Origin of the sequence: Luteolibacter sp. LG18 (assembly GCF_036322585.1) — a bacterium.
Lineage (GTDB): Bacteria > Verrucomicrobiota > Verrucomicrobiia > Verrucomicrobiales > Akkermansiaceae > Luteolibacter.
Genome location: NZ_AP024600.1, coordinates 1,904,424 through 1,918,378, shown reverse-complemented (window position 1 = coordinate 1,918,378; position 13,955 = coordinate 1,904,424). Strand labels below are relative to the sequence as shown.

Genomic DNA, 13,955 nt, shown 5'->3' with positions numbered 1-13,955 from the left:
TGAGGCGACAACGGGAAGTGGAATTTACTCCAACGCCGACCGTAGATCGCTCGCGGCGCTACGGGCGCCGGCGTCGGGGACGAAGGTGAAATCGTCCTCGGGCTCGACGACGGCGATGGTCGGCAGGGCGGCGGGCGGCTCGGGGGTGACGTCACGGGGGAGACGGGCGAGTTTCTCGACCGGCTCGGGCTCGGGGAGGACGGCGTTTTCCGGGGCGGCCTTGAGGTCCTCGAACTTGCGGGCGGCGGGAAGGACGCGGCTTTCGAAGGAGGCGACGGCGTTGTTGTAGTTCTGCACCGCGCCATCGAGGGACTTGCCGACCTTGGCGAAGTGGCCGGAGAGGGTGCCGAGGCGCTCGTAAAGGGTGCGCCCCATGGCGGAGATCTCGCGGGCGTTTTCGGCGAGGGCTTCCTGGCGCCAGCCGTAGGCGACGGCGCGGAGCAGGGCGATCAGGGTGGTGGGGGTGGCGAGGATGACGCCATTGTCCACGCCGCGCTCGATCAGGCCGGGATCGTTCTGGAGGGCGGCGGAGAAGAACGACTCGCTGGGGAGGAAGAGGACCGTGAACTCCGGAGCGTGGTCGAATTGGGCGGTGTAGTTCTTCGACGAGAGCTGGTCGATGTGGGTGCGGACCTGGCGGGTGTGGCGGCGCAGGGCATCCTCGCGGGTGGCGTCGTCCGCGGCTTCGAGCGCATCGAGGTAGGCGTCCATCGGCGTCTTCGAGTCGACGACGAGGGTTTTGCCGCCGGGGAGCTTCACGATGAGGTCGGGGCGGAGGCGCTTGCCCTCGTCGGTGGTGGCGGTGTGCTGGGTTTCGAAATCGCAGTGCTCCTGCATGCCGGCGAGTTCGACGACGCGGCGGAGCTGGATTTCCCCCCACTGGCCGCGGCCGGTGGGCTGGCGCAGGGCCTTGACGAGGTTCGCGGTCTCGCGCTGGAGGCCGCTCTGGCCTTCGCCGAGGGTTTTCACCTGCTGCTGGAGCTCGGCGTAGGCGGCGATGCGGGCCTTTTCGATCTCGCCGACGTGGAGTTCGAACTTCCCGAGGGACTCGGCGACGGGTTTGACGAGATTCTCGATGGCGGTCTTGCGCTGCTCGATCTCGCCCTTCGCCTCCTCGGTCTGGGCTCGGAGGGAGGTTTTCGCGAGCTGGAGGAACTGCTCGGCGGAGGACTTCAGGGCATCGGCGGAGAGGGCCTTGAAGGTGTCGGACAGGCGCTGTTCGGCGCGGTCGAGGAGCTCCTGCTTGGCCTTGGCGGACTTCTGCTCCTCCTCGAGGCGGGTCTTCAGCTCGGCGAGATGGGTGCGGGTGGCGGCGGACTCGGTTTCGGCGAGGGTGGATTCCTCGCTGAGGCGGGCGAGACGGGCCTCGATCTCGGCGGCGCGGCGTTCCTCGGCCTTCAGGCGCTCGGCGGCGGCGGCATGGCGGGCTCCGGCGACCAGTCTGGTGAGCAGCCAGCCGAGGAAAAGGCCTGCAACGGCGGCGAGGATAACGGGCAGATGCTGTTGGAGTTCGGGTGGCATGGCGGATTTTACCTTGCGGGGATTTGGGGCTGCGCTTTGGTTAGGCTGTCCACGCGACAACCGGCCTATCCGCCGCCGCGGTGGAACGCAAACCAAACTCCCGACTCCCATGGCCTTCACGCTTCCCGAACTTGGCTACGCTTACGACGCGCTCGAGCCCCACATCGACGCGCGCACGATGGAGATCCATCACAGCAAGCACCACAACGCCTACGTGACCAACCTGAACAACGCGATCGCCGGCAAGGCCGACCTCGAGGCGAAGAGCGTCGAGGACATCGTCCGCAACCTCGCGGCGGTGCCGGAAGACATCCGCGGCGCGGTGCGCAACAACGGCGGCGGCCACGTGAACCACTCCTTCTTCTGGAAGGTGATCGCCCCCGGCGGCGCGAAGGCTCCGTCCGGCGCGCTGGCCAAGGCGATCGACGACGCCTTCGGTTCCTTCGACGCGTTCAAGGAAGCCTTCGCGAAGGCCGGTGCCACCCGTTTCGGCTCCGGCTGGGCCTGGCTCACCAAGAACGCCGAGGGCAAGCTCTCCGTGAGCTCCTCCGCCAACCAGGACAGCCCGATCATGGGCAAGGATTTCGGCGGCAACGGCGAAACCCCGCTGCTCGGCCTGGACGTGTGGGAACACGCCTACTACCTCAACTACCAGAACCGCCGTCCGGACTACATCGCCGCGTTCTGGAACGTGGTGAACTGGGACGTGGTGGCCGCCAACTACGGCGCGTGATCCAACGGCGGAGGGATTCCTGTCCCTCCACCGGAAACCGTGATTTCCTTCGGGCGGGAGCAGCGATGCTCCCGCCTTTTTCGTGCCCATGAAACGGCTTCTTTCCAAACTCCTGGCCGCGCTGGTGCTGGCGGCGCTGACGGTGGCCGCGTGGCAATTCCGCTTCGAGCACGCGGGACCGCCGCTTTCCCGACCGTTCGAGCCGGGGCTGCCGGGATGGGAGTGGAAGGGAGGCAAGGGCCGCGAGGCCAATCCGGATGTCAGCGGGGCGGTGACGATCGCGCGGAACCTGAAGGCGGGCGACCCGGCGGCGCAGGTCGAGCGGGTGCTGGGCACGCTGAACGACGTGCGGTTTCTGCACGTGGAGCTGGACGCGAAGTGGGACGAGGTGGTGCAGGATGGCGAGGTCCGCTGGGCGACGGCGCGGGCGATCGTCTATGGCAGGCAGAAGGATGGCAGCGCGGTCTTTCCCCATGACCATGGGATCATCAGCGCCTATGGCAGCGCACCGTGGCACCACGAGGAGGCGGTGTTCGACCTGGTGCCGGGCAGCGGCGAGCTGCGGTTCGCGCTGGAGCACTGGGGTTCGCACGGCTCGATGGCGGTGCGGAACGTGGAAATCTCGATGGTGCGGCAGCGGGCGTGGTTCCGCCCGGTCGCCAGCGGCTTGGTGGTGCTGTGGGTGGCATGGGCAGCGTGGTGGGTGGTGCCCGCGCTGGGGCGGTGGAAATGGCCGCGGGCAGTGCTGGCGGGGTGCGCGTTGGTGGGCGCAACGTGGTTCCTGGTGTTTCCGCAGCCGCGGTTCTGCGCGCGGACGCTGGCGGGGCAGTTCCAGCTCGGGTCGCCGATTCCGCCTCCGCCGGTGGTGCCCAAGCCGCCGGAGCCTCCCGCGCCGGTCGCACCGGCACCGGTGGAACCTCCAGTGGCGGTGGTGCCCGTGATTCCTCCGCCCGTGGCCGAGCCGCCTCCCGTGGTGGCTCCGGTACCTCCGGTGGTGCTGCAGTCGCCGCCTCCCCCACCCGCTCCGGAGAAACGCGAGGAACGGGCCGTGGACGAGGGGATCCGGCGTTTGCGCGACCGGTTCAATTTCCTGCATGTGGTGGCTTTCGGGGCCTTTGGAGTCGCCTTGTTCGGGTTCGCACGGCCGCGGGTGTGGCCGATCGCGGCGGTGATCGCCTTCGCCTCCGAAGCGCTGCCGAATTACCAGCTCCACCAAGCGTGGGACCGGGGGGATCTCGGGGATCTGCTGGCGGATGGCGCGGGGCTCGCGCTGGCGGCGGTGGTGGTGGCGTTTGCGAGGAAGTGGTGGCGGAAACGATACGCACCCACCGGTCATTCGCACTCAGGAGACTCCGCCTCCGGGAAGCCCCTCCTCGGCTGAAGCCTCAACTCCTTTTCCGGATCGAGCGGTCCTGGAAGAAACGGGTGAGCACGACGGCAACGAGGGAGCCGATCAGGCAGGTGAACATGTCCTCCTGCGTGTCCCACGGATCGCCCTGGGTGCCGAGGAAAGCCTCGGAAGCCTGGGCGGACACCAGCGCGGCGCACCATTCGAGGAGTTCGTAGACGGCGCTGACGGCCATGCAGAAGGAGACGGTGAGAAACTCCCGCCAGCCGCGGCGGGCGATGACGCGGTTCCGGATCATCACCTCGCGGAACAGCACCGCGGGGACGAAGCCTTGGGCGAAGTGGCCGAGACGGTCGTAGTGGTTGCGCTGGAAATGGAACCAGTCCTTCGCCCACTCGCCCAGCGGCACGCGCGCGTAGGTGTAGTGTCCGCCGACGATGAGGAGGATCATGTGGAGGGCGATGCAGACGAGGGCGAAATTCGAGAACGCCCAGCCTTTCCGCGCGGCGATGATGAGTCCGCCGAACCCGAGGAACACCGGCGCGGTTTCCATGGCCCACGTGGGCCAGTCATACGGTCGCCACATCGACCACGCGAGGACGGGCAGGACGCAGGCGAGGAGAGGGATGAGGCCGCGGGATTTCATTTTTCCCGGCATGTCACGGATCGTCTTTCTTCGCCGGAAGCTGCTCGTTGGATTCCTGTGAGCTGCCGGTCCACGGGCCGTCGGGCTCGATGAACCAGTGCTTCGCGATCACCGCCTTGCCGATCTCGGTCTTCGGGCAACGCTTTTCGATCTGGAAGTAGATCTTGTCGGCACCGGGATTGTCGAGGTCCTGGATCCAACGGCCGGCCTGGTTGAGGACGTCGGCGGTTTCCTCGGTGTTGTCCGGGAGCAGGCCCGCGGCCTTCACGGCGAGGGCGGAGGCCTGGCGGACGTATTGTTTCATGCGCTGCTGGCCGGCGGGAGATTGGAGGCGCTTGCGTTCGGCCTCGGAGGAGGGAACGAAGTTGGCGACCAGCTTGGCCTTGTCTTCGTCTCCATCGTCTCCGACCAACTTCGATTTCCCGGTGAGGCGTGACTGGACGATCACATCCGGGTGCTCCGGCGCATAGCCGCCCCAGTTCGCGCGCACGACATCGTCCTCGGTGCCGCACCAGGAGGAACCATCCTCGAGGATGCAGGCGGCATCGAAGAGCGCCTTGGCCCGTTCCTTCTTCGGCTTCTTCTCGTCCTTGCCCACGGCACCCAGCTCGCGGAATTGATCGAAGAGCCCGCGGGCTTCCGGATCGAGCAGGGCACGGCCCTCGGCATTGCGGTCCTCCCGAATCAGACGGCGGCCGGCGAGATTCATGAGCTTGTCCTTCATCCGGTGGTGCAATCTCGCCGGGGTTTCCTCTTCATCGTCTTTTCCCCTCGCGTCATCGGGAAGCGTGGCGTTCGCCTTCACGAAGGCGACCAGTTCATCGGTGGTGAGCAGGCGCTCCGCCACGTAGGCGGCATCCGCCCAACAACCGCCGCTCCAGAAGGCGGAGAGGGCTTCCTGGAACTTGCCTTGCGCCAACAGGGAGGCCCCGAGGTCCGCGGAGGCCGAGGCTTTCGGGAGATAGCTGAAACTCTCGTAGCGGGTGGCGGCGTCCTCGGGGAGCTGGGGCACCACCCCGGTCATGAGGCCGGAGGCTCCGGCGAAGTCGCCCTTCCGCAACGCGAGCTTCGCCTGAAGCCACTGACCGAGGGAGGAGGCGGGCTTGTCCAGCGCCAGCAATTTCGCGGCTTCGTCGAAACGTCCGGCCTCGTAGGCCGCCCAACCGAGCGAGGCCGCGCCTTCGACGCGATCGAGCTTCAGCTTGTTGATGGTGTCCAGCCAGCGGGCGGCCCGGGCGTGGCCGTCCTGATAGGTGTAGGACGATCCCGCGGCGAGGATGTGCGCGGTGACGAGCTGGCGGAGGACTTCATCCTTGGCGGCGGCGGCCAGCGCGGTGAGCGCGGCCTCGCGGGCGGCCTTCACCTTGGCCTCGACCTGCGGGTCATCGGGGGCGGCGGGGGCATTCGGATCTTCCCCGGCGGGTTCGGAAAGGGTGGCAAAAGACAGCACGCCGAGCCCGTCCACGAGTTCCCGGTCCGGCACCAGCAGCTTCAGGGAAGCGACGGCCGAAGTATCGCCGAGGGCGAGCTGCTGGAGGTAGTGGCGGGCGGAGGCGGGGCGGTCGCCGGAATCGTATTCGGCGCGGGCCTGCCAGCCATAGCTATCGGCGGCGAGGTTGAGCGAGTCCGCGAAGCCCTCGCGGGCATACTGGCGGCATTTCACAAACCAGGCGATGGCGTCGGCGCGGGTCTTCGCGTCCTCCAGGCACACCTTGCCGAGCATGTAGGCGGCCCACACGGTGCGGTAGTGGCGCTCCTCCGCGGGACGCCGCAGGAGTTTTTCCCACGCGGCCTTGGCCTCCGCGGGCTTGTCGTCCGCGACCATCGCGGCGCCCTTGTGATAATCCGCGAACTCGGAATCCGCCTCGGTCAGCTTGGGGCGTTCCTCATCCGGGCCATCCAGATCGAGCCAGGTGCGCATCTCCGCATGGGCGGCACGGGCAGCATCGGCGTTGGCGGGTTTCAGTTTGCCGGACTTGAGGGCGGCCTCGAAGTCGTCGTGGTCTGCCTTGGCAGTGGAAGCGGACCCGCTGTCCTGCTCCGGATCCTCGGGCACATCCGCCTTGAGCTTTGGCAGATCCTTCTCCGCATACTGCTTCGCGAGGCGGGTGACCTCGATGTCCCAGTAGAACTGCGGCGCGCCCTTCAGGCTCTGGCCGCCCTCATCCAGGAAACGCTCCGGCACCCAGCCGCCGGTGGCGAAGGCATGGTCCGGAAACGCGGTGAACAACGCGAGCAGCGGCAGACCGCGCAACCACCTAGCGGACGATTTCATAAGACATCATCCTATCAGAGGGTGGTGCCTCGTGATAGCGAATCCATCCGAGCGGAACCGAATTTCCAGGGGCGAGCCTGACGGGCATACCACGGGAAGCAGCATGAAATTCGACGTGGTCCGTGGAGGTCTGACAGGACCAGCCACCGAGGGCATCGGCGACGGCGACCTGTCCCGAGCCCGACCAGGTGACCCGGATCGCGGACGGAAGCGGGTCGTCGTTTTCGCCGGTGTTCCAGAGGACGAAGTCGGTGGGGTTTCCGGGAGTGGAGCGGACTTCCCATTTCGAAACCGGCACGCGTCCCGCCATCACGGCGGCAAGGGTGGGCCAGCGCCAGTTCCGCGACTCGCCCTCGATGGGCAGGCGGTACCAGTAGAGGCCCTGCATGGCGGCGGGGCGTTCTTTGGTCCATTCGATCACCAGGTTGGCGAGGGCGGTGGCATCCGAGGTGAATTCGAGGACACGGGTGCCGGGTGGCCACGGCGGCGAGCCGGCGTCCGCAGCCATGCCGAGGCAATGGCCGTCCGGGGCATAGCCAGCGAGGCAGCGGTAGGTGGGCAGGGCGACGTGGAACGGTCGACCGAGTTTCGCGGCGCGGGCGACCCAATCACGGGCCATGGCGGGATCACAGACGGTGGGCGTTTTCCCCAGGGTGGTGAGATCGAAGGAGTGCACCTGGAGGACGTAGCCATCGGTGGTATCCACGAGTGGTGCGAAGGCCGGTTCCCCCAGCCAGCTCGGGAGGGTGGTGATGCGCAGCGGCAGGCCGGTGGCGCGCAATCCTTCGCGGATGGGAACGAGCCACCCTTGATAGTCCGCGAGGCGCTTCTGCGGGCAGTCGTAGTCGATCTGGAACTCCGCGACGGAAACGGACTCCGCCTTCGCTTCGGCGAGGCGATCGAGCAGGAGGCGGGTCACCGTTTCCGCCACCGCCGCCCCCTCGCCTGCCCGCTGGACGCGCACGACGAAGCCGACGGGTTTGCCGGTGGCGCGGAGGGCAGGCCAATCGATCGCGGGCCGGACGAGGGAGGGCTCAGAGGCGGATTCCCGCCATTCGATCTGGGCGGCGAGCAGGTCCAGCGTGTCGAAGGCGCCGGCATGGGCCACAGTGGATTGGGAGACCTGGCGGGTCCAATCGCGCTGCCAGAGATAGGCCCGCTGGACCAACGGGCCGGAGGTGGTAGCAGGAGCGGAGGCGGAGGGCTTGGGCTTGTCGCAGGAGGCAAGGGCGGCGACGCAGCCGAGCAGGAGGGCCGATTTGAAATTTGAAATGGGAGATTTCAAAATTCAGAGGAACTCCGTGCTGCAGCCGATTTCATGCCCTCACGAGGGAGGAAGAACGGGACAGAAATGTCCCTACTCCTTGATGGACGTTCAGCCGTTCAGTTTCGCGAGGGCGGCGGGGATGAACTTGCCGTCCTTGCGGATGACCTTGCCATCGAACTTGATCTCGCCGCCGCCGTAGTCCTTGCGCTGGATGTTGACGAGGTCCCAGTGGACCTGCGAGCGGTTGCCGTTGTCCGCTTCCTCGTAGGCCTGGCCGGGGGTGAAGTGGAAGGAACCGGCGATCTTCTCGTCGAAGAGGATGTCCCGCATCGGTTCGCGGATCACGGGGTGGAAGCCGATGGCGAACTCGCCGATGTAGCGGGCGCCCGGGTCGCTATCGAGAATCTTGTTGAGCTGCTTGGTCTTCGCGCCGGCCTCGGCCTTGACCACCTTGCCCTGGGAGAACTCGAGCCGCACGTTGTCGAAGGGGATACCCTGGTAGATTGTCGGGGTGTTGTAGGTGATCACGCCCTCCACGGAATCGCGCACCGGGGCGGTGAAGACCTCGCCGTCCGGGATGTTGTGGGTGCCGCCGCAGACGATGGCGGGGATGTCCTTGATGGAGAATTTCAGGTGGGTGCCGGGGCCGGTGATCTCGACGCGGTCGGTCTTGTCCATGAGCTTCTTCAGCGCGTTCATGGCGGGGATCAGCGCCTTGTAGTCGAGGAGGCAGACGTCGAAGTAGAAGTCCTCGAAGGCCTGGGTGCTCATGCCGGCCTGCTGGGCCATGGCCGGGGTGGGCCAGCGCAGGACGCACCACTTGGTCTTCTTCACTCGGTGGTCGATGACCGGGCGGAGGTGCTTCATGGCGAGCTTCATGCGCTCGGCGGGGACGTCGGAGGACTCGGCGATGTTGTGGCTGCCGCGGATCGCGAGGTAGGCGTCCATGTCCTTCATCTCGGCCAGCAGGTGCTTCGCGATGATGGAGTACTGGGCGTCCTCCGCGCCGAACAGCATCTCGCGGGTGATGCGGGAATCGTGGATGCGGACGACCGGCAGCGCGCCCTTCGCGCGGGCCTCGCGGATCAGGGCGATGCCGATGGCATCCGGCACGTCGTAGAGATCGATGAGGACCTTCTCGCCCTTTTTCAGCGAGGTGGAGTAGCGGACCAACTGGCGGGCGAGGGCGTCGATACGGGCATCGTGCATGCGCCATGCTGTCAACTCCCCGGGAACTGCCAAGTTCCAATGCGTGACGGCGTGGTCCGGTCGGAGCCGAGCGCCCATCAGGGGAAATTCGAAAGCATCTGGCGCGTTCGTTCCAAAGTCAGGGGCTCATCGTCTGGCAAACCTGCAAACACCCGCGCGCCAGTCAGCGTGCAAAGCACTCGAGCTCCAGCGTTTGATGCAGCGGATCGAGCGGCATCATCACCGTGATTCCTAGGCTTTCCCGAGGCTTTGGAACGGCTTCGCTTCACTGGGGCAGACTACTTCCAGTAGGATGCTTTGGAAAGCAATGCCTTGGCGGTTGAAAACCCCGGCCCGGCGTCCTACACCCGGGCATGCGCCTCGGTATCCTCGGCTCCGGTTCCGGTTCCAACATGCAAGCGATCCTCGACGCGATCGACGCGGGCACGCTCGACGCGGAGATCGCGCTGGTGCTTTCGGACAACCCGGGGGCCTTCATCCTGGAACGCGCGGCGAAGCGCGGGATTCCGACCGGGGTGATCGATTGCCTGGGGTTCAAGACGAAGTTCCCCGACGAGGTGCAGGCCACGACGGCGGAGCAACTGCACGCGGCGGGCGTCGACATCGTGTGCCTGGCGGGCTTCATGCGGCTGGTGAAGCAGCCGCTGCTGGAGGCCTTCCCGGACCGCATTCTGAACATCCACCCCGCGCTGCTGCCCGCCTTCCCGGGCGTCGATGCCTGGAAGCAGGCGCTGGCGGCCGGTGCCACCGAAAGCGGCTGCACGGTCCACTACGTGGATGCCGGGATGGACACCGGCCCGGCGGTCCTCCAGGCCGCGGTGCCGGTGCTGCCGGACGACACGGCGGAGACGCTGCACGCGCGCATCCAGGTGGAGGAGCACCGGCTCTACCCGGAGGCCATCCGGGTGGTGGCGGCGAAACTGGGCGTGTGAGCCCGGAGCCCGGCGAGGGTTACTTCGCGGGCTCGATCTGCTTGAGCAGGTGGAAGAGCTCGCTGTTCGTGGTAAAGACCACGGTGGTGTCCTTCGAAAGCGAGCGCTCGTAGGTCTCCAGCGTTTTCACGAACTGGTAGAAGTCCGCGGCACCGGGGCTGGAACTGTAGGCGGCGGCGTAGATGCCGGTGGCCTCGGCGTCGGCCTTGCCCTTGATCTCCTGCTCCTTGCGGTAGGCTTCGGACTGGATCGAGAGAAGGTCGCGCTCCTTGCGGCCGATGATCTTGGCGGCCTCGCCCTCGCCTTCCGAGCGGAAGCGGTTGGCGATCTGCTGGCGTTCCGAGGCCATACGGGTGTAGATCTTCTCGATCACGCCGGACTTGTAGTTGATGCGCTTGAAGCGGACGTCGATGAGTTCGATGCCCCAGGAGCGGACCTTCGGCGCGGCGGCGTCCAGGATCTGCTGGGAGAGCACGCTGCGGCCGTAGCGGATGGCGGGCAGGGCACCGAGGTTCGGGTTACCGCCCGCGAGCGATTCATCGCGGGCGGGGATGCGGTCTTTCTCGCTGCGGATCACCTCGATCAGGTCGTGGCCGGCGATGATGCTGCGGGTCTCGCTGCCGATGATGTCATCGAGACGGGAGAGGGCGGTGCGTTCGTCGCGGAGCTGCTCGAAGTATTTCCGCGGATCGGCGATGCGCCAGCGGGCGAAGTTGTCGACCGAGATGTAGAGCTTGTCGCGGGTGGGCATCTCGGTGGCCGGGCCGTCCCAGGCGAGGATGCGTTTCTCGATGCGGTTGACGTCCTGGACGAAGGGCTTCTTGAAGTGCAGGCCCGCCTCGTTGCGGGCCGGATCGGCGTTGACGGGTTCGCCCACGACCTTGCCGAACTCGGTGATGAAGACCTGCTCGGTCTCGTCCACGGTGTAGGTGCAGCTCGCGAACACGATCAGGGCCACGAACAGGCCGAGCGCGATCAGCGCGGAGAGGATGTGTTTCATGGGGAGGAAAAGGGTCAGCGTTTCTGGGCCGGGATGGCCACGGCCTTGTCGAGGTTCATGAGCGGGAGGAACTGCTTCGCGTCCTCATCGAGGATCACCTTGCTGCCGAGCTGGGGCAGGACCTCGTTCATCGTTTCCAGATAGAGGCGTCGTTTGGTGATGGCCGGGGCCTTGTCATACTGGGCGAGCAGTTCCTTGAAGCGGACGACATCGCCCTGCGCCTCGTTGACGCGCTGGACGGCGTAGCCCTGGGCGGCGGACACGCGCTGGTCGGCGGTGCCCTTGGCCTTCGGGATCACGCGGTTGTATTCGCCGTTGGCCTCGTTGATCATCTGCTCGCGTTCCTGCTGGGCGCGGTTCACCTCGTCGAAGGAACGCTGCACCAGCGCGGGCGGATGGACGTTCTTGAGCTGGATCTGCTCGACGCGCAGGCCCATGTTGAACTCCTTGAGGAGGCCGACGAGGCGCTCGAGGGCCTTCGCCTCGATCTCGGCGCGGCCGATCGTGAGGACCTCGTCCACGGTGCGGTCGCCGATGATCTCGCACATCACGCTTTCGGTGAGGTCGCGGAGAGTGGCCTCGGTGTTGCGGACATGGAAGAGGTAGTCCTTCGGCGAGGCGATCACGTATTGGACGATCCACTCGACCTGGGCGGCATTGAGGTCGCCGGTGACCATGTCGCGCTCGAAATCCGGTTCGCGGCTGGCCTGGTAGGGATTGGTGGCATTCGGGGACGAGAAGCCGAACTCGAGCTTCAGCTGGCGGCGGATGGGCACGATGATGGCCGTGTCCACGCCGAAGGGGATCTTGAAATGCAGTCCGGGATCGGCGATCTCCTTGAGCTTGCCGAAGCGTTTCACCACCGCCACCGACTCGGGCGAGACGGTGTAGTAGGAGGAGAAGAAGCCGATCAGCAGGACGATCAGCGCCGGCAAATACAGGAGATATCGGAACCGGAACCTGACCGGCGCGCGCCCGACCTCCACCACCGGCTTTTCAAACACTCTGGCTGCCATGCCAGGAACCTAACGAAATTCCCGGCCCTTCCCACAAGTGGAACCTCGGGGCGATTTTTCAATCCCGCTCCGTGAAGAGGAGACGCAGACTGTTCAGCACGACGATGACGGTGGAACCCTCGTGGCCGAGGACGCCGATCGGCAGCGGGATCCACGCACCGAGCGCCGAAAGGGCGAGGACGATCACCACGCCGAGCGAGATGGCGAGGTTCTGGCGGATGATGCGGGTGGCGCGGCGGCTGATCGCGAGCGCGGTGATCACCTTTTCGAGTTTGTCGCGGGTGAGGACGATGTCCGCCTGCTCTAGCACGGCATCCGAACCGCGCAGGCCCATGCCGATGGAAACATCCGCGGCGGCCAGCGAGGGAGCGTCGTTCACGCCATCCCCCACCATCGCCACGCGCTCCCCGGCGGAACGCCAAGCCTTGATCGCAGCGACCTTGTCCTCCGGCGTGAGACCGGAGCGGGCTTCATCGAGACCCAGCTCCTTCGCCACCAGTTCCGCGGCCTGCGGACGATCGCCGGTGAGCATGGTGACCTTCAGCCCCTCCTGATGGAGCCGGGCGATGAGGCCCTTCGATTCCGGACGGAGCCCATCGCGGAGGAGGATGCGGCCGACGGTGGTGCCGGAACCGACCAGCACCTCGGTGAGGCCGGGCTCCGGATCGGGCAACGATGCGACCCACGCGTTTCCCGGGAACAGGCCGCGGCGGCCCTGGGCCACGACCGCGCCGCCGATTTCGCCACGCAGTCCTTGGCCCGCAATGGATTCCACCTTGTCCGCGGCGGGAGCCTCGGAGCCATGGCGCTTCTGCCAGGTGGCGGCGATGGCGCGGGACAGCGGGTGGGTGGAACGGCGGGAAAGCCCGGCGGAGAGGCGCAGCACCTCGTCCTCGGTGCCGGGCGTGGCGGCTTCCACCGAGACGAGCTCGAGCTCGCCCTTGGTGAGCGTGCCGGTCTTGTCGACCGCGAGCCGCTGGATGGTCGCGAGGCTTTCCACCGCGATACCGCCGCGGAACAGGATGCCGCGCCGGGCCCCGGCGGCGATGCCGGTGAGGATGGCGCTGGGAATGGAGATCACCAGCGCACAGGGCGAGCACACGACCAGCAGGGTCATGGCGCGGTAAAGCGCGGAGGACTTCCCGGGCTCTGACACGAAAGCGGGCAGACCGAAACCAAAGCGCCAGACCAGGAACATCACCAGCGAGAGGCCGAGCACGCCGAGGGTGTAACCGGTGCCGAAGCGGTCGGTGAACCGCTGCGAGGGGGCCTTGCTGGCCTGCGCATCCCGGATCAGGTGGATGATGCGGGCCTGCGCGCTGTCGTGCGGAGGCCGGGTGACGACCACATCGACCGCGCCCCAGGTATTGAGCGTGCCGCCAAAGACGGTGTCGCCGGGCGCCTTGTCGACGGGCTCGGATTCGCCGGTGAGCGAGGCCTCGTCGGCCGCGGACTCGCCGTGGATCACGCGGCCATCGGCGGGGAACTGCGAGCCGGGCAGGACACGGACCTGGTCGCCCGCTTGCAAGGACTCGACCTGGATTTCCTTTTCGGCCCCATCCGCCGTGATGAGGGTGGCGGTCTTCGGCGCATCCCGGAACAGGCTCTTGATCTCGCGTTCGGTGCGGGCCATCGCCATGGCCTCGAGCGCGTTGCTGAGGGAGAACAGAAACAGCAGCGCCGCGCCCTCCCACCACGCGCCGATCGCCGCCGCGCCGATGGCCACGGCGAGCATCAGGAAATGGATGTCGAGGCGGAAGCTTTTCAGCCGGTCATAGGTGTCGAGCGCGGCATCCCAACCGCCGGACAGATAGGCCGCGGCGTAGGCGGCATAAGCGAGGTTCGGCGGTGCGCCGGTGCGCTGGAGGATCACGCCGGCCAGGGTGAAGATCCCGCAGCCCGCGGCGGAGGCCAGCAGCAATTGCCAGGACGGGCCTTCCGCGTGGTCATGGCCGTGGGCGTGATCGTGCATCGCCCGCCATCATCGCCCACCTTTTGTTAGATCGCA

At 66.8% G+C, this 13,955-nt stretch carries 11 protein-coding genes; 3 read left to right on the top strand and 8 right to left on the bottom strand.

From position 1 onward, the window contains the following. Nucleotides 1–24: 24 nt before the first annotated feature. Entirely contained in the window at nt 25–1,521 is a 1,497-nt protein-coding gene (gene rmuC / locus llg_RS07970) for a DNA recombination protein RmuC (RefSeq protein ID WP_338289211.1), read from the bottom strand. A 109-nt stretch (nt 1,522–1,630) separates the two neighbouring features. Between rmuC and llg_RS07965 the strand changes: the two genes are divergently transcribed. Then, a complete protein-coding gene (locus tag llg_RS07965) occupies nt 1,631–2,254 on the top strand; it encodes a superoxide dismutase (protein WP_338289210.1) in 624 nt (207 codons plus the stop codon). A gap of 88 nt (nt 2,255–2,342) precedes the next feature. Next, nucleotides 2,343–3,635, top strand: a complete 1,293-nt coding sequence (locus llg_RS07960; RefSeq protein WP_338289209.1) for a hypothetical protein — start codon at nt 2,343–2,345, stop codon at nt 3,633–3,635. A 4-nt stretch (nt 3,636–3,639) separates the two neighbouring features. Here the strand turns inward: llg_RS07960 and llg_RS07955 are convergent, their stop codons facing one another. From llg_RS07955 to llg_RS07940, 4 genes are all read right to left on the bottom strand, one after another. Continuing rightward, nucleotides 3,640–4,248, bottom strand: a complete 609-nt coding sequence (locus tag llg_RS07955) for a DUF2238 domain-containing protein (RefSeq protein WP_338289208.1) — start codon at nt 4,246–4,248, stop codon at nt 3,640–3,642. A 13-nt stretch (nt 4,249–4,261) separates the two neighbouring features. Then, nucleotides 4,262–6,523 carry a hypothetical protein gene (locus llg_RS07950; protein WP_338289207.1) on the bottom strand — a complete coding sequence of 754 codons (2,262 nt, stop codon included), beginning with the start codon at nt 6,521–6,523 and terminating at the stop codon, nt 4,262–4,264. After that, nucleotides 6,507–7,808, bottom strand: coding sequence for a DUF3142 domain-containing protein (locus tag llg_RS07945; RefSeq protein ID WP_338289206.1), 1,302 nt, complete (start codon nt 7,806–7,808; stop codon nt 6,507–6,509). The genes llg_RS07950 and llg_RS07945 overlap by 17 nt, the downstream gene beginning before the upstream one ends. A 90-nt stretch (nt 7,809–7,898) precedes the next feature. Further along, nucleotides 7,899–8,999, bottom strand: coding sequence for an aminopeptidase (locus tag llg_RS07940; protein ID WP_338289205.1), 1,101 nt, complete (start codon nt 8,997–8,999; stop codon nt 7,899–7,901). A 353-nt stretch (nt 9,000–9,352) separates the two neighbouring features. Here llg_RS07940 and purN point away from each other — a divergent pair, with 353 nt between their 5' ends. After that, on the top strand, nt 9,353–9,931 hold the full coding sequence (gene purN, locus llg_RS07935; protein WP_338289204.1) for a phosphoribosylglycinamide formyltransferase: 579 nt from the start codon (nt 9,353–9,355) through the stop codon (nt 9,929–9,931). Between the two features lie 19 nt (nt 9,932–9,950). Here purN and hflC read toward each other — a convergent pair whose 3' ends face one another. Genes hflC through llg_RS07920 form a run of 3 tightly spaced genes read right to left on the bottom strand, consistent with a single transcriptional unit; the run spans nt 9,951 to nt 13,919 of the window. Beyond that, nucleotides 9,951–10,931, bottom strand: a complete 981-nt coding sequence (gene hflC, locus llg_RS07930) for a protease modulator HflC (protein WP_338289203.1) — start codon at nt 10,929–10,931, stop codon at nt 9,951–9,953. 14 nt (nt 10,932–10,945) lie between these two features. Beyond that, nucleotides 10,946–11,947, bottom strand: a complete 1,002-nt coding sequence (gene hflK, locus llg_RS07925; RefSeq protein WP_338289202.1) for an FtsH protease activity modulator HflK — start codon at nt 11,945–11,947, stop codon at nt 10,946–10,948. Between the two features lie 58 nt (nt 11,948–12,005). Then, complete coding sequence (locus tag llg_RS07920; protein ID WP_338289201.1) at nt 12,006–13,919, bottom strand: cation-translocating P-type ATPase; 1,914 nt, start codon at nt 13,917–13,919, stop codon at nt 12,006–12,008. Between the last annotated feature and the right edge of the window lie 36 nt (nt 13,920–13,955).